At 72.9% G+C, this 15853-nt stretch carries 7 protein-coding genes, 1 tRNA gene and 1 other RNA gene; 3 read left to right on the plus strand and 6 right to left on the minus strand.

Annotation, left to right across the window (positions count from 1 at the left end; all coding sequences use genetic code 11):
* Positions 1-112: 112 nt before the first annotated feature.
* The 3 genes from EDF40_RS05130 to ffs all read right to left on the minus strand — a co-directional run bounded on the left by EDF40_RS05130 (position 113) and on the right by ffs (position 8122).
* Positions 113-7126, minus strand: a complete 7014-nt coding sequence (locus EDF40_RS05130) for an Ig-like domain-containing protein (protein ID WP_123338881.1) — start codon at positions 7124-7126, stop codon at positions 113-115.
* A complete protein-coding gene (locus EDF40_RS05135) occupies positions 7015-7704 on the minus strand; it encodes a choice-of-anchor G family protein (protein ID WP_123338880.1) in 690 nt (229 codons plus the stop codon). Before EDF40_RS05135 ends, EDF40_RS05130 begins: the two co-directional genes overlap by 112 nt.
* A gap of 321 nt (positions 7705-8025) precedes the next feature.
* Positions 8026-8122: signal recognition particle sRNA small type (gene ffs, locus EDF40_RS05140), an RNA gene on the minus strand.
* 37 nt (positions 8123-8159) lie between these two features.
* Between ffs and EDF40_RS05145 the strand changes: the two genes are divergently transcribed.
* On the plus strand, positions 8160-8834 hold the full coding sequence (locus EDF40_RS05145) for an SDR family oxidoreductase (RefSeq protein ID WP_123338879.1): 675 nt from the start codon (positions 8160-8162) through the stop codon (positions 8832-8834).
* A gap of 331 nt (positions 8835-9165) precedes the next feature.
* Here EDF40_RS05145 and EDF40_RS05150 read toward each other — a convergent pair whose 3' ends face one another.
* Complete coding sequence (locus EDF40_RS05150; protein WP_123292135.1) at positions 9166-10362, minus strand: acetate/propionate family kinase; 1197 nt, start codon at positions 10360-10362, stop codon at positions 9166-9168.
* 66 nt (positions 10363-10428) lie between these two features.
* The gene (gene pta / locus EDF40_RS05155) at positions 10429-12537 is read right to left on the minus strand and encodes a phosphate acetyltransferase (protein WP_123292134.1); all 2109 of its coding nucleotides are present in this window, start codon (positions 12535-12537) and stop codon (positions 10429-10431) included.
* Between the two features lie 121 nt (positions 12538-12658).
* On the opposite strand from pta, the gene EDF40_RS05160 reads away from it, so the two are divergent.
* Both EDF40_RS05160 and EDF40_RS05165 read left to right on the plus strand, forming a co-directional pair.
* Positions 12659-12746, plus strand: a tRNA-Ser gene (locus tag EDF40_RS05160).
* A 292-nt stretch (positions 12747-13038) separates the two neighbouring features.
* Entirely contained in the window at positions 13039-13683 is a 645-nt protein-coding gene (locus EDF40_RS05165) for a hypothetical protein (RefSeq protein WP_123292133.1), read from the plus strand.
* A gap of 19 nt (positions 13684-13702) precedes the next feature.
* Here the strand turns inward: EDF40_RS05165 and EDF40_RS05170 are convergent, their stop codons facing one another.
* Positions 13703-15796 (minus strand): helicase HerA-like domain-containing protein, encoded by a 2094-nt coding sequence (locus EDF40_RS05170; protein WP_123338878.1) that lies wholly within the window; start codon positions 15794-15796, stop codon positions 13703-13705.
* Positions 15797-15853 lie beyond the last annotated feature (57 nt).

Here is a 15853-nt window from a genome sequence, read left to right on the forward strand (position 1 = left end):
CGGGCACTGGACCGGACCGCCTGCCCAGAGTGGGCCGAGCGCACGGACGGCACCGCGCCTCCCGGCCGACTCGGGGTCGGACAGGAGGCGCGGTGCGTGACGCTGCTCGGGCTCAGCCGCGGCTGCGGCGGCGGGCGCCCCTGGCCAGGCGGGAGAGCCCCAGCAGCAGGAACCCGAGGACCACGAGTCCGGCTGCCGTCCCGGCGATCGGGGCGACCTCCGCGCCGGTCCAGGCGAGTCCGCCGGGGCCGGCGCCGGCACCCGTGCCGTTCCCCGGGTTGCCGGGCGCACCGGGCGTTCCCGGGGTCCCGGGCGTGCCCGGCAGGCCGGGCGTCCCCGGGGTCCCGGGCGTGCCCGGCAGGCCGGGCGTCCCCGGGGTTCCGGGCGTTCCGGGGTCACCCGGGGTCCCGGGCTCACCCGGCGTCACCGTGGCGGCGTCCACCACCACGCTGATCGTCTGGACGGCCGAGGTCGCACCCGCCACCGTCTGGGTGATCCGGAGGGTGTGCGCACCGACCGCGAGCCGGACCGTCACCGACCAGGCGCCGGTCTCGTCCGCCGTCGTGGTGACCGGTGTCCCGTCGTCGGCGACGACCGTGACGGTCGCTCCCGGCTCGGCGGTGCCGGTGACCAGCCAGTCGACGTACCCGGCGGCCGAGGCCGTCTGGTGCGCGCCCGGGGTGGGCGACGTGACCGCGAGCGGGTCCACGGCGTCGACGACGATCGGCACCTCGGGTGCGGCGGTCGTCGTGCCGTTCACGGACTGGGTCGCACGGATCGTCCACGCGCCCTCGGGCACACGGTCGAACGTGACGCTCCAGTCACCGTCCGCGTCGGCGGTCGTGGTGCGCACCTGGCCGTTCGACAGGGTGACCGTCACCGTCGTCCCCGGGGTCGCGTGCCCGGTCACCGTGAAGGAACCGGTGTCGCCGGGACCGTTCGCGGGGATCAGCTGACCCGGGGTCGGGCTGGTGATCGTGATGTCGGTCGGCTGGGCGACCACGACGGTGACGGCGCTGGTCACCGGGTCGGAGGTCCGACCGCCGACCGTCTGCGTCACCGACACCGTGTGCTCGCCTGCCGGGACACCACCGACCGTGACCGTCCACGACCCGTCGTCGCCGGCGGTCGTCGTCGCGGTCCGTCCGTCGATGTCGACCGTGATCGTCGCCCCGGGCTCGGCCGTGCCGCTCACCGGGATCGGCGCGGTCGTGCCGGTCGTCGGGACCACCTGTCCGTCGGTCGGGCTCGTCACGGTGACCGGGGTCGCCGCGGTCACCCGGAAGCCGACCTCCGGTGCGTCCGTCGTGGCGCCGTCGACCGTCTGGCTGGCGGCGATCGTGTGCGGACCGGTGCCGACGCCCGGGACGGTGACCGCCCAGTCGCCGTCGTCGTCCGCGGTCGTCGTGACCGCGGTGCCGTCGTCGATGCGCACCGAGACCGTGGCGTTCGGCGCCGAGGTGCCGACCACGCGGACGTCCGTCCGTCCACCGAGCACGCGGTACGAGGTGCCGTCGGCCGGGGCAGTGACGACGATCGCGTCCGCCTCGGCGACCACGACGGTGACGTCGCGCTCGACCGGGGACGACGTGGTCCCGTTCACGACCTGGGTGACCGACACGGTGTGGTCACCGGCCGGCACGCCGGTCAGGCTCGTCGACCAGCGGCCGTCGGGCCCGACCCGCACCGTCACCGGGTCGTCGTCGTCCAGAACGATCCGGACGTCGGCGCCGGGCTGGCCCTGGCCGCTGACCGGGACGGTCGCGGACGGGTCGGAGTCCGGCACGGTGAGGGTCGCGTCGTCGGCCGGGGCGGTCACCGTCAGGGCGGCACCGGGGGCCACCGTGAAGGTGCTCCGGACCTGCTCGGACGTGGAGCCGTCGACCGTCTGGGTCGCGCGGATCGTGTGCTCCCCGACGTCCAGGCCGGGCAGCGCGAGGGTCCAGGTGCCCGCGTCGGTCGCGGTCACGGTCGTGGGGTCGCCCCCGTCGATCGTGACGCGGACCCGTGCACCGGGCTCGGCCGCGCCGCCTGCGGTCAGGGTGACGACCGAGTCCCGCTGCGCAACCCGCACCGTCGAACCGTCCGCCGGCGTGGCGATCGTGATCGGGGCGGCGACGAGGACGCGGATGCGGACCGTCACCGGAGCCGACTCCGTGTCGCCCACGCGCTGGGTGACGCTCACGGTCCGGTTGCCGGCCGGCACCCCGGGGACGGTGACGCTCCAGGCGCCGTCGTCGTCCGCGGTGGTCGACTCGCTGCGGCCGCCGCCGAGGTCGACCACGACGGTCGCTCCGGGCTGCGCGGTGCCGCTGACGTCGACCGCGGTGGTCGCGTCCTCACCGGCGACCGTGTACTCCTGGCCGACGGTCGGTTCGTCGATCACGACGGGGGCGCCCGGCACGATCTCGAAGGTGCTCGAGACCGGTGTGGTCGAGGTGGAGCCGTCGACGGTCTGGGTCACCTCGACGGTGTGCTCGCCGACTCCGAGGTCGGGGACGTCGACCGTCCACGAGCCGTCGTCGCCCGCGGTGACCTCGACGGGGTCGCGGTCGTCGACCGTGACCGTCACGGTGGAGCCCGGCTCGGCGTCGCCGGCGACCGTCACGGTCGTCGTGGCGTCGTCGGCGGCGACCGTGATCGGGTCGTCGCCCGGCTGCCGGATCGTGAGCGCGGCGGCGGCCACGACCGACACCGGTCGTTCGACCGCGGCGCTCGTGGTGCCGTTGACCGCCTGCGTGACCGAGGCCGTGAACGACCCGGTCGGCACGTCGTCGACCGTGGTCGACCACCGTCCCTGCTGGTCGACCCGTGCCGTCGCGCTGCCGCCGTCGCCCAGGTCGACCGCGACGGTCGCGCCGGGCTGGCCGGTGCCGGCGAAGTCGACGTCGGTGGTGGCGGCGCCGTCGGCGACCGTGACGGTGGTGGCACGGGCGGGTGTCGAGACGACGAGCGGGGAACCGGCGCGGACCGACACCGCCGCCGTGACCGGCGACGACGTCTGGCCGCCGACGACCTGGGTCGCGGTGACGCGGTGGTCGCCCACGGGCACGTCCGCGAACGTCGCCTGCCAGGCGCCGTCGTCGTCGGCCCTGACCGTCTGGGTCTCGCCGGTGGAGAGCCGCACCGTGACCTCGGCGTCGGCCTGCGCGAGGCCGCTCGCCGCGACGTCGGCGGTGCCCGCCGCGTCCGCGACCGTCAGGACGTCGCCGTCCTCGGGGGTCGCGATGGTCAGGGCCGTCCCCGCCCGCACCGTGACGGTCTGCGTCGGACTGGAGGCAGTGGTCCCGCCCACGGTCTGGGTCGCGGTGAGCGTCGGGGTACCGACACCGACCCCGCCGAACGTGACCGTCCAGTCACCGTCGCCGTTCGCGGTGGTGGTCTGCGTGCTGCCGCCGAGCCGCACCGTGACCGGCGCGTCCGGCTCCGCCGTCCCCGAGACGACGACGTCACGCGTCGCGTCCGCGTCCGGCACGAGCAGGACGTCGTCGGCGTCGGGCGACGTGACCGACACCGCGTCGGCGGCCTCGATCGTGATCGTGCGCTGGGCTGGTGCCGAGGTGCGCGGGTCGGACACGGTGCCCGGGAGCGTTTGCGTCACCGACACGGGGTGCGGTCCGACGCCGAGGTCCGGGAACGTCACCGACCAGGTCCCGTCGGCCGCGATCGTGTCCAGCTGGTCGTCCGCGCCGGCGGTCGACGCGGTGACCCGGGCTCCGGGCTGACCGGTGCCGGAGACGGTGACGTCGCGCTCGACGTCCGGGCCGGCCACGGTGATCGGGTCCGCGCTCGGAGCCGTGATGGTCAGTGCGTTCGCCGTGACGACCTGGAAGGTCGTCGGGATGGCACTCGTGACGACGTCCTCGATCTCCTGGCTCGCCGTCACCGTGTACACGCCCGTGGGGGCGAGGCCGGTGGCGTCGACGGCCCACGCGCCGTCGGCGTCCGCGGTCGTGGCGAACTGCGTGCCCGGTCCGACCGAGACGGAGACGGCGGCCAGCGGTTCGGCCGAGCCCGTGATCCGGACCGTCGCGGTGGCGTCGTCGTCGACCACGACGAAGCGGGTGCCGCTCGCCGGGGTGTCGATCACGATCGCGTTGCCCGGCACGACGGTGAAGTCCCGCGTGACGATGGGACCATCGGTGCCGTTCACGGTCTGGACCGCGGTGACGGTGTGGTCGCCGATGCCGAGCTGGGTGCTCGGGGCCGCCCAGTTGCCGGCCGTGTCCGCGACCACCTCGACGGCGTCCGCGTCATCGATCGTCACGGCGACGGTCGCACCCGGCTCGGCGGTCCCCCGGACGACGACGTTCGCCTGTCCGCCGGTGCCCGCCGGGACCTCCTGCGCGTCGCCCGGAGCCTCGATGACCAGGGCGTCGCCAGCCTCGACCGTGAAGTCGCGGTCGATCGGAGCCGAGGTCGCTCCGCCGACGGTCTGCGTGACCGAGGCGGTGTGGTCGCCCGTGCCGACGTCCGACAGGGTCACCGACCAGGCGCCCTGCGCGTTCGCGGTCGTGGCGACCGCGTCGCCGTCGTCCAGGACGACCTCGATGTCTGCGTTCGGCTGGGCGGTCCCCCGCACCGTGACGTCCACCTCCGAGTCGTCGGTCGCGACCGTGACGGTCGCGTCCTGCACCGGGGCGGTCACGGCGAGCGGAGCGCCCGCCTGCACGGTGACGACCTGACGGACGGCGGGCGAGGTCGTGCCGTTCACCGTCTGCGTCGCCGCGATCGTGTACCGACCGACCGGGACGTCCTGGACGGTGACGGTCCACGAGCCGTCGTCCTCGGCCGTGGTCGTCGCGGTGCGCCCGGAACCGAGCGAGACCCGGACCTCGGCTCCGCCCTCGGCCGTGCCGGTCAGCTCGAGGTCGGCCGTGGTGTCCGCGTCGAGGACCGTGACCACGTCACCGTCGTCGGGCGAGGTGATCGCGATGGGGTCACCGGCCGCGATGGTGAAGGTCGAGGTCGCCGGTACCGAGGTCGTGCCGTCGACGGTCTGCCGAGCCGTGACCGTACGGTCGCCGGTCGGGACGCCCACGAACGTCGCCGTCCAGTCGCCGTCGTCGTCCGCGTCGACCGTCGTGGTGAACGAGCCGCCGATGCCGACCGAGACCCGCGCGTTCGGGGCGGCGGAGCCGGAGACCGTGACCGGGGTCGTCGACGTGGCGTCCGCGACGGTGATCGTGCTGCCGTCGACCGGTTCGTCGATGGTCAACCCCGGAGCCGCCGTCACCGTGAAGTCGCGCTCGACCGGGGCGCTCGTGGTGCCACCGACCGTCTGGGTCACCTGCGCCGTGCGGTCACCCGCAGGAACACCGGTGACGCTCGTCGACCACGTGCCGCCGGCGTTCGCCGTCGTGGTTGCGGTCAGGCCGTCGCCGAGGTCCACGTCCACGCGGGCCCCTGGCTGCGCGCTGCCCGAGAACGGGATGGACCGGGTGTCGCCCGCGAGCGGGAAGTCCTGGTCCGCCGTCGGGGTGTCGATCGTCAGGCCCGCGGCGGCCACGACGCGGAACGCCCGGGTGACGGGGTTCGAGGTCGTGTCGCCGACCGTCTGGGTCACGCTCGCGGTCTGGTCGCCCACGGGGACGCCGGGCACGGTGACGTTCCACGCGCCGCTGCCGTTGGCCGTGGTGGTCGCCGTGCGGCCGCCGCCGAGGTCGACGTCGATCCGCGCGTTGGCGGTCGCCGTGCCCGTCAGGGTGACCGGCGTGGTCGTCCCGGTGGTCGTGAAGGTCTGACCGGCCGTCGGGGTCGTGATGGTCAGCGCCTGCTGTGCGACGACCGAGAAGGTCCGGGTCGCGGAGCCCGCCGCCGTCCCGTTGACCGTCTGGTTCGCCGTGGCCGTGTGGTCGCCGACCGGGACGTTCGGGATCGAGGTCGTCCACGTGCCGTTCGCCGCCACGGTGGCCGTGCCGGTGCGTCCGCCGCCGAGGCTCACGGCGATGGTCGCGCCCGGCTCACCGGCACCGCTGACGGTGATGCTCCGGGTGGACGAAGCCGAGGGGACGCTGAACTGCTGGTTCGCCGTCGGGGCCGTGATGGTCGGCGGAGCGATGGCCGTCGCGCGGACGGTCGAGGTGGCGAGGTCGACGGTGGCGACGTTCGCGCCCGGCAGCACCGAGAGCCGGAGGGCGTGCACGCTGCGCGACCCCGGGTCGTACCCGCGCGCGTCGCGGAAGCCGGTGGTGGTGTCCTGTGCGTTCACGGTCAGGTCGACCACCTGGCGGAGCAGCAGCACGACGGGGCGCAGCAGCGTGGACACCGCGGTGGTCGTCGCGGTGAGCGTGGTGCCGAGGGTCGTCAGGGCCGTGCCGGTGACGAGCGGCCGCACGATGGTCTGCAGTGCCGGGACCACGATGGAGTTCACGGCTGGGGCGAGCAGGTTCCCGAGGACGGCCAGCCCGAGCGGGCCGCCGGTCGCGGTGACGGTGGCGTTCGCCGGGGCGGTGCCGGCCAGGGCGCCGAGCGTGGTGTCCGCCCGGAGCGCCAGGGCGGTGAGCGGGACGCCGGCCAGGTTGACGTTGGCGGTGACGTTCACGGCCACCGCGGTCGAGTTGATCGTGTTCACGACGGCGGTCTGCAGCGCCGTCGGCAGCTGGGTGCCGAGGATCGTCGTGATGCTCTGGTTGATCGAGCTGACGGCCGCTTCGGTCAGCACCGGGGTGTTCGCGGGCTGGTTGTTCAGTGTCGTCAGCTTGTCGAGGTCGACGGTGATCGCGCCGGTCGCCGGCGTGATCGTCACCGCGCCGTCCGTCAGCGGCTGTGCGAGTACCTGCTCGAGCGTGCCGTCGAGGTTGAGGTTCACCGAGGCGGTCACGTTCGTGCCGTTGAGGTTGACGAGTCCGAGCGCCGTGGACCGGAGCAGCCGCTGGAGCTCGGCGGTCAGCGCCGTCGTCGTGCCGGACAGGGCACCGTTCGCCCCGACCGTGGTGTTCACGGAGTTCGAGAGCGTGCGCAGGTCGGTCCGCAGCGACGTCGTCAGGCCTGCAACCGCGGGGCTGGTGAGGTTCAGGTTCGCGCCGGCGATGCGGTAGTCGGTCGTGGTGCCGACCGTGGTGCCGCGCGTGGACTGGATGCGGGACGCCAGGGCACCGATCTGCAGCTGCGCGTTCGACAGCACCGTGGTGCCGCGCCCACCCGCGAGAACAACGGGTTCAGGTTCAGGGTGCTGGCTCCGGTGCCGAGTCCCGTGCCGACCCCGATGCCGCCGTCGTTGGTCAGCAGGCCGGACGATGCCGTGGCCCCCGATGCCGAGGTGGTGGCGTACTGCCCGTCCACCCCGAGCGTGAGGATGCCGTTGGTGCCGAGCAGGTCGATGTCGTTGCCCAGGTCCACGCCCACCGCGTTCAGGGCGGTGAGGTTCAGCGGCTGGTTCGTCGTGCCGCCGCCCGTGGTCACCCCGCGTGCGGAGTACGCGCCACCGAGCTGGGCGATGTCGTCGACGTTGACGATCCCGGAGCCGCTGAGCAGGACGCCCTCGCCCTCGGCGACGTCGGTCTGTGCCGCCGCCGCCGGTTGGATCGCCACGGTGGCGGCGACGAGCGCCGTCACCGTGGCGATGACACTGCCGCGCAGGAGGAGACGCCGATCGTCCGATGCTCGTCGTCGAGCTCGGTCGCCAGCATCGATGATCCGTCGTGTCCAGTTGTTCGCTGCGGTCGGTACCCGGGTACCGCGCTGCGACGCGTGCCTGCGCATGCGTGTCTCTCATCCTGGCGGGCGCACCCGCCACCTGATCCTCGGATCTCCCCCGCTGGTGAGGCGGCGGAGTCAGGAATCCTGGTTGGGGATTCCTGAGGCAGATCTTTACACACGATCAGGTTGCTGTCCGCAACCCGTTACGAAACAGACATGTGGAAGCGGCGCGGAGACGCGCGGAGACCGTGTGGAGACAGAAAAGACTCCCCACGCACCCGCGCCGGAGACGGACACAGCCCCGGCTACCCCTGCGAAGACAGAAAAGACTCCTTACGCACCCGCGCCGGAGACGGACACAGCCCCGGCTACCCCTGCGGAGACAGAAAAGACTCCTCACGCACCCGCCAGAGCCCGGCTACCCTTGCTGCGTTTCCGCCCTGGGGGAGTTCACCTGGATGGCGTCACGTGAGGAGCCGCCGACAACTCTACCGGATACGACCGGGCAGGATTGACACATGAAGATCGCCATCGCCGGAGGACACGGCCAGATCGCACTGCTCCTCGCCCGCCAGATCGCCGACGCCGGACACGACGCCGTCGCGATCGTCCGCAACCCCGCGCACGTCGCCGACGTGGAGCAGCAGGGTGCCACGGCGATCGTCGCGGACCTCGAACAGCTCGGCGACGACGACCTGGCACTGCGCCTCCGTGGGATCGACGCCGTGGTGTTCGCCGCCGGCGCCGGGCCGAACAGCGGTGCGGAGCGCAAGCTCACCGTCGACCGGGACGGCGCGATCCTGCTCGCGGACGCCGCGGAGCGCGCCGGCATCGACCGCTACGTGATGGTGTCGGCGATGGCGGCGGACACCTACGACGCCGAGGCCGCGGTGGTCCCCGCGAAGGACGACGCCGCCGTGTTCCAGGTCTACCTCCGAGCGAAGGCCGAGGCCGACGCGAACCTGCGCGCCCGACGGCTGCGGTGGACGATCGTGCGTCCGGGAGCCCTGCTCGACACGCCGCCGCAAGGAACGGTCGACGTCGGGCGCACCGTGCCGCGCGGCTCGATCCCCCGTGCCGACGTCGCCACGGTCGTGCTGCACGCGCTGCTCGACGACTCGGCGGTCGGGGTCCAGTTCGAGGTCACGAGCGGCAACACGCCGATCCCCGCTGCCCTCGACGCCCTGTCCTGAGGCGCGCGCCCCCGTCCGCACCGTGCGCACCTCGTCACCCCGAGCGAGCTTGCACGCTCCGTGCCGCGCCACAAGCGCGCACCCAGCGACCAACCCCGCACCAGCCCACGCAGGCCGCACCATGCGGTGACCGCGACCCAGCGCCGGACGGGAGGCACGGCGCCAGCCCGCCCCGCGCCTCCCGACCGCACCGTGCGCACCTCGTCACCCCGTGCGAGCTTGCACGCTCCGTGCCGCGCCACAAGCGCGCACCCAGCGACCAACCCCGCACCAGCCCACGCACGCCGCACCATGCTGGCACCGGGCCACGCACCGCGCAGCGCGCCCCGCGTCAGAGCGCGACCGCAGCCGACTGCCGCGCGATCTCCAGTTCCTCGTTCGTCGGGATCACGAGCACCGCGACACGTGACGTGTCCGTGGAGATGACCCGGGCCTCCCGGGATCCCAGCTCGTTGCGGTCCGCGTCGATCTCGATGCCCAGGTGCTCGAGCCCGGCGAGCACGCGCCGGCGCAGCAGCGCGTTGTTCTCGCCGACGCCGGCGGTGAAGACCACCGCGTCGAGCCCGCCGAGCTGCGCCGTGTAAGCGCCGACGTAGCGACGGATGCGGTGGCGGTACACGGCGAGCGCCGCCTCGGCGACCTCGTCGCCGTTGAGGGCGGCGTCCTGGACGTCGCGCATGTCGCCGTTGCCGGTGAGGCCGAGCAGCCCGGACTGCTTGTTGAGCATGGTGTCGAGCTCGTCGAAGGACAGCCCGGCCTCGCGGTGCAGGTGCAGCAGGACGGCGGGGTCGAGGTCGCCGGAGCGGGTGCCCATGACGAGGCCCTCGAGCGGCGTGAGGCCCATCGACGTCTCGATCGACTTCCCGCCGTCGATCGCTGCGGCCGAGGCACCGTTGCCCAGGTGCAGCACGATGGTCTTCAGCTCGGACAGCGGGCGGTCGAGGAAGACCGCGGCCTGCTCGGAGACGTACTTGTGGCTCGTGCCGTGCATGCCGTAGCGGCGGATGGAGTACTTCGCCGCCAGGTCGGCCGGGATCGCGTACGTGTACGCGTGCGGCGGCATGGTCTGGTGGAACGCGGTGTCGAACACGGCGACGTGCGGCACGTCGGAGAACACCTGCTTCGCGGCCCGGATCCCCTCGAGGTTCGCCGGGTTGTGCAGCGGCGCGAGGCTGTTCAGCGCCTCGATCTGTCGTTCGACGTCGTCCGTCACCACCGTCGCGCGGTCGAAGGTGGTGCCGCCGTGCACGACGCGGTGGCCGACGACGGCCGGCGGGTGCTCGTCGAACGACGGACCGACCTTGGCGAACGCGTCGATCATCGCCTGGAACCCGGCGGCGTGGTCCGGCACGGACGCGGCGTCGTTCGACGACGACTCCCCCGTCAGCGCGTTGGTGTGCTTCCACGCGCCGGCCGACTCGCCGATGCGCTCCACGAGCCCGGAGGCGAGCGTGCGCTCCCCCTCGAGTTCGATGAGCTGGTACTTGAACGAACTCGATCCGGAGTTCACGACGAGGGCTGCGGTCACGGGTGGTGTCGCTTTCTGCTCATGGCCTGGTCGGCCGGACGGGAGGCGCGGTGTGCGTCGCGCAGGTCAGGCCGCGTCGGACGCGGTGCCGGCCTGGATCGCGGTGATCGCGACGGTGTTCACGATGTCGCTGACGAGGGCGCCGCGCGAGAGGTCGTTGATCGGCTTGCGCAGGCCCTGCAGGACCGGCCCGATGGCGACCGCTCCGGCGGAGCGCTGCACGGCCTTGTAGGTGTTGTTGCCCGTGTTGAGGTCCGGGAAGATGAAGACGGTCGCCTTGCCGGCCACCGGGGAGTCCGGCATCTTCGTGCTCGCGACCGTCGGGTCGGCTGCGGCGTCGTACTGGATCGGGCCCTCGACGAGCAGGTCGGGACGGCGTTCGCGCACGAAGGCGGTGCCGGCGCGGACCTTGTCGACGTCGGCGCCGGTGCCGCTGTCGCCGGTCGAGTAGCTGAGCATCGCGACGCGGGGGTCGATGCCGAACTGGGTCGCCGTCTCGGCCGACGAGATCGCGATGTCGGCGAGCTGCTCGCTCGTCGGGTCCGGGATCACCGCGCAGTCGCCGTAGACCAGGACGCGGTCGGCGAGCGCCATCAGGAACACGCTCGACACGATCGAGGTGTCCGGACGGGTCTTGATGATCTCGAAGGACGGCCGGATGGTGTGCGCGGTGGTGTGCTTCGCGCCGGAGACCATGCCGTCGGCGAGTCCGAGCTGGACCATCATGGTGCCGAAGTACGAGACGTCGGTCACGGTGTCGCGCGCGAGCTCGATCGACATCCCCTTGTGTGCGCGGAGCCGGGTGTACTCCTCGGCGAAGCGTTCGCGGAGCTCGGGGTCGAACGGCGACACGAGCTGGGCGGCGTCGAGGTCGAGTCCGAGCTCGGTCGCGCGGGTGCGGATCGCGGCGGGGTCGCCGAGGATCGTCAGCTCGCAGACCTGGCGGGCGAGCAGCGTCGACGCCGCTCGGAGGATGCGGTCGTCCTCGCCCTCGGGCAGCACGATGTGCTTGCCGTACCCCCGTGCCCGGTCGAGCAGGCCGTGCTCGAACATGAGCGGCGTGACGACACCGGACGGCGTGAGCTGCAGGCGGTCGCGCAGGGACTCGGCGTCGACGTGCTGCTCGAACAGGGCGAGCGCGAGGTCGGCCTTGCGGGGCGAGTCCGCCGCCAGGCGCCCGCGGGTCTGCGTGATGCGGAGAGCGGTGTCGTACGTGCCCAGGTCGTTCTGCGCGATCGGCAGCGAGCTCGACAGGCCCTCGAGCAGCCGGGAGATCTGCGGTGCGGTCTCGAACCCGCCGTTCAGGATCACGCCGGCCAGGCTCGGGAACGTGTCCGACTGGTTCGCCAGCAGGGTCGCGATGAGGACGTCGCTGCGGTCACCGGGGACCACGACGATGCCGCCCTCGATCAGGCGCGGCAGGACGTTCTCCATGCTCATGCCGGCGACGACGGTGCCGAGTGCCTCGCGGTCGAGCAGGGCGTCGTCCCCGCGCACCAGGGTGGCGTCGGTCGCCTGCAGCAGCGCGCGGACGGTCGGGGCGACGAGGACGCGGTCCTCCGGGATCGCCCACACGGGCACGTCCGGGTGGTCGTCGTGCACGGCCCGCTCGACACTCGCCACGATCGCGGCGAGGGCCTCCGGGTCGGCGCGGTTCACGACGACGCCGAACAGCTGCGCGTGTGCCGCCCGCAGCTCGCTCGTCGTGACGTCCGCGACCTGCGCCATCCCCTCGGGCGTGCGGGCACCGCGCTCGGCTGCGTCACGACCCCCGAGGACGAGGAGCACCGGGGCACCGAGGTTCGCGGCGACCTTCGCGTTGAACGACAGCTCGGTGGGGCTGCCGACGTCGGTGTAGTCGGACCCGAGCACGACCACCGCGTCGCACTGCCGCTCCACCTGGGCGAAGCGGTTGACGATGGTGCCGAGCGCTGCGTCCGGATCCGCGTGGACGTCGTCGTAGGTGACCCCCACGGCGTCGTCGTACGAGATCCCGACCGCGGTGTGCTGCAGCAGCAGTTCGAGCACGTAGTCGGGTTCGGCGACCGAGCGGGCGACGGGGCGGAACACGCCGACGCGGCCGACGGAGCGCGCGAGGGTCTCGAGGACACCGAGGGCGACGGTGCTCTTGCCCGTGTGCCCTTCTGCTGACGTGATGTAGATGCGGGTCGACACGAGACCCAGGGTAGTCGCCGGACATGTCACGACAACTGGGAGCACCCGCCTCGACGACACACGGTCGTGAGCACCCCCGGGAACCTGTACCATTGGGTGTCGCCGTCGCGAGACAGCGCAAGGAGAATTCGCCTAGTGGCCTATGGCGCACGCTTGGAAAGCGTGTTGGGTGCAAGCCCTCGGGGGTTCGAATCCCCCATTCTCCGCCAGCAAGGCCCCGCACCGAGTGCGGGGCCTTCGTGGTTCCAGGCGGCGCGCGTCGTGGTCGCGCCGGCTGGTCCCCCACGCGGCGGACCCATCTGTCCCCTGTTCGCCAAGGACTGGCCGTCAAACGCCGATCCGGGGTGGAACGGGCTGTCCTCGGTCCCCGTCGTGCACCTATGCTTGCCGGAGCGGACGACTCCGGGACGAGTCGAGCGCGGTGCATCGAGCGGCAGGGGCGTCGCTCGCAGGGCGGCCGATTCGGCGTGCCCGGGAGACCCGAGGGTTCAGGAGACGCGCATGGGGGACATGACGGTGCCAGCGACGCCGCACCTGCGTGCCACCGTGTATGACGTCGTCCTCCGCCCCCGCCGGTCCCTGGTCCGTTCGACTGCGCTGAGCATCGTGTTCTCGGCCGTGCCGCTCGCCGTCGCCCTGGTCTGGGTGTCGTTCCCGTTCCGGACGTGGGCGATGGTCGCGACGGTGGTCGTCGCGCTGGCGGTCCTGGTCGGCGTGGTCTTCGTCCGACTGAGCACGGCGTACATCGGCATCGACCCCGACGGCCTGACGATCCGGGGCGTGGTCACCGCGCACCGTCGGATCCCCCGCGACCGTGTGCACAGCCTGGTGCTCGCCACCACCTACGGCAGCTCGGTCGACCGCACCATGCGCGAGCTCGTGGCGTTCGACGCGACGGGCGCCCACCTGTTCCGCATCCGTGCCGACGTGTGGGGCGACGACGGGCTCGCTCAGGTCGTCGACGCCCTGGGCGTGCAGGTGACGGAAGAGGCACGTCCGGTCTCGGCCCGGGTCTTCGCGAAGCGCTACCCGTCGAGCCGCGCCTGGTACGAACAGCGGCCGGCCTACCTGCTCGTCGGCGGCGTGGCAGCACTCGTCGTCCTGGGTCTGCTCGTCGTCGAGTTCACCGGCCTGCTCGGTCGCTGACGCTCGGCGCTGCTGGACGTCACCGACGTCGGCGCAGCGTCGAGAAGATCCCCTGCACGACCTCCTTCGCGATCGTGCCGCCGAGCCGTGACCCGAGCAGGTCCGACAGCGGGTCGTCCGCCTTCCGTGAGGTCGTCGTCCGCGTGCTCCGCCCCGAACGGCCCGAACGCCGCGACGCCGCAGCCCGCTCGGCCTTCTCGAACTCGCGCTGCGTCCGCTCGTACTCCTTCTGCGCAGCAGCCCGCTCGCGTTCCTCCTGCTTGGCCTGCGCCGCGGCCTCCTTGGCCGCGGTCGCCGCCGCCCGCGCGGCTTCCTTCTCGGCCTCGGCCGCCGCGAGGGCTGCGTCCTTCTGCGCGTCCGCCGCCGCCGCCTCGGCAGCAGCTGCCTCCATCCGACGTGCCAGCATCTCGTGCGCCGAGTCAGGGTCCACCCGGGTGCCGTACGTCGCGAGCAACGGCGATGCCTGCACCCGCGACTGCATCTCGGCGGCGGGCATCGGGTCCATCGAGCCCTGCGGCGCGCGCAACCGGGTCCACGCGACCGGCGTCGGCGCGCCCTTCTCGTTCATGACGGTGACGATCGCCTCGCCGGTCGCCAGCGAGGTCAGCACCTCGCCCAGGTCGTAGTCGCTCGACGGGTAGGTCGACACCGTCGCCCGCAGCGCCTTCGCGTCGTCGGGGGTGTGCGCCCGCAGCTGGTGCTGGATGCGCGAGCCGAGCTGCGCCAGGACGTCGTTCGGCACGTCCTTCGGGGTCTGGGTCACGAAGAAGATCCCGACGCCCTTCGACCGGATCAACCGCACGGTCCGCACGATCTGGTCCGTGAAGTCCTTCGACGCCCCGCTGAACAGCAGGTGTGCCTCGTCGAAGAAGAACACCAGCTTGGGCTTGTCCTGGTCGCCGACCTCCGGCAGTTCGTTGAACAGGTCGGCCAGCAACCACATCAGGAACGTCGAGAAGACCTCGGGCTGGTCCTGCACGCCCGGGACCTCGAGCAGGCTCACGATCCCCCGGCCGTCCGCCGCCGTGCGCAGGAACACCTGCGTGTCGATCTCGGGCTCGCCGAAGAACTGGTCGGCGCCCTTGTCGGCGAACGTGATGAGCTCGCGCAGGATCACCCCGGCGGTCTGCTTCGACAGACCACCGAGCTCGGCGAGTTCGCCCTTGCCCTGGTCGCCCACCAGGAACGTCAGCACGCTCCGCAGGTCCGCCAGGTCGACGAGCGGCAACCCGGCCTGCTCCGCGTAGTGGAACACCAGTCCGAGCGAGGACTCCTGGGTGTCGTTCAGGCCGAGCACCTTCGACAGCAGCAACGGCCCGAACCCGGACACCGTCGCGCGGATCGGCACGCCCGTGCCCTGACCACCGAGCGAGAAGAGCTCCGCCTGGCTCGCGACGCCCTGCCACTGCTGGCCGATGCCCGCGGTGCGCGCGAGCAGCTTCTCGTTCCCCTGCCCGACCACCGCGAGCCCGGAGAGGTCGCCCTTGATGTCGGCCGCGAAGACCGGCACGCCGTTCGCCGCGATCTGTTCGGCGAGGACCTGCAGCGTGCGGGTCTTGCCGGTACCGGTCGCGCCGGCGACCAGCCCGTGCCGGTTCAGCATGCCGAGCGGGATGCGGACCTGGACGTCGGGCTGCGCCTCGCCGTTCACCAGGGCACCGAGTTCGAGCGCCTGCCCCTCGACGGTGTAGCCGGTGCGGATCGCGGCGACGGCGTCCGGTCCGAGCGGGCCCCCGCCACTGCCGGGAGGCGCGGTGCCGGCCGCAGGGGCGTCCGCCGGTGCCAGGACGGCCGCGTCGGGAGCCGCCGGCACGTCGTCCGGGACGGCTGCGGTGGGTCCAGCGGTGGTGGGCTCTGGAGCCGGTGGGGTGGCGGCGGCGGGCTCCGCGTCGGGGGCGAGCCGGGCCTCCTGTCCGGAGGGTGCCGGGGACTCGACGACCGCCGGTTCGGCGTCCGGCGTGAGTGCCGGTGCTTGTGCTTGTGCTTGTGCCGCGAGTGCGGCGGCGAGCTCCTCGGCCCGCTGCACGGCTTCGTCGGCCAACCGGCGTGCCTCGTCCGCTGCCTGCCTGGCGGCCTCGGCCGCTGCCCGTGCCTGCTCCACCGCGTCGCTCATGGGCACAGCCTATGGACGCGCGGGGGCCGCTGTCCGGCTGTTCCGGGCAGCTGTGGA

This window comes from Curtobacterium sp. PhB170, assembly GCF_003752345.1.
GTDB lineage: Bacteria > Actinomycetota > Actinomycetes > Actinomycetales > Microbacteriaceae > Curtobacterium.

Coding starts and splice junctions, on each gene's coding strand:
- EDF40_RS05135 (WP_123338880.1), bottom strand. CDS start 7,704: ATGCGCAGGCACGCGTCGCAGCGCGGTACCCGGGTACCGACCGCAGCG.
- EDF40_RS05145 (WP_123338879.1), top strand. CDS start 8,160: ATGAAGATCGCCATCGCCGGAGGACACGGCCAGATCGCACTGCTCCTC.
- EDF40_RS05165 (WP_123292133.1), top strand. CDS start 13,039: ATGGGGGACATGACGGTGCCAGCGACGCCGCACCTGCGTGCCACCGTG.
- EDF40_RS05170 (WP_123338878.1), bottom strand. CDS start 15,796: ATGAGCGACGCGGTGGAGCAGGCACGGGCAGCGGCCGAGGCCGCCAGG.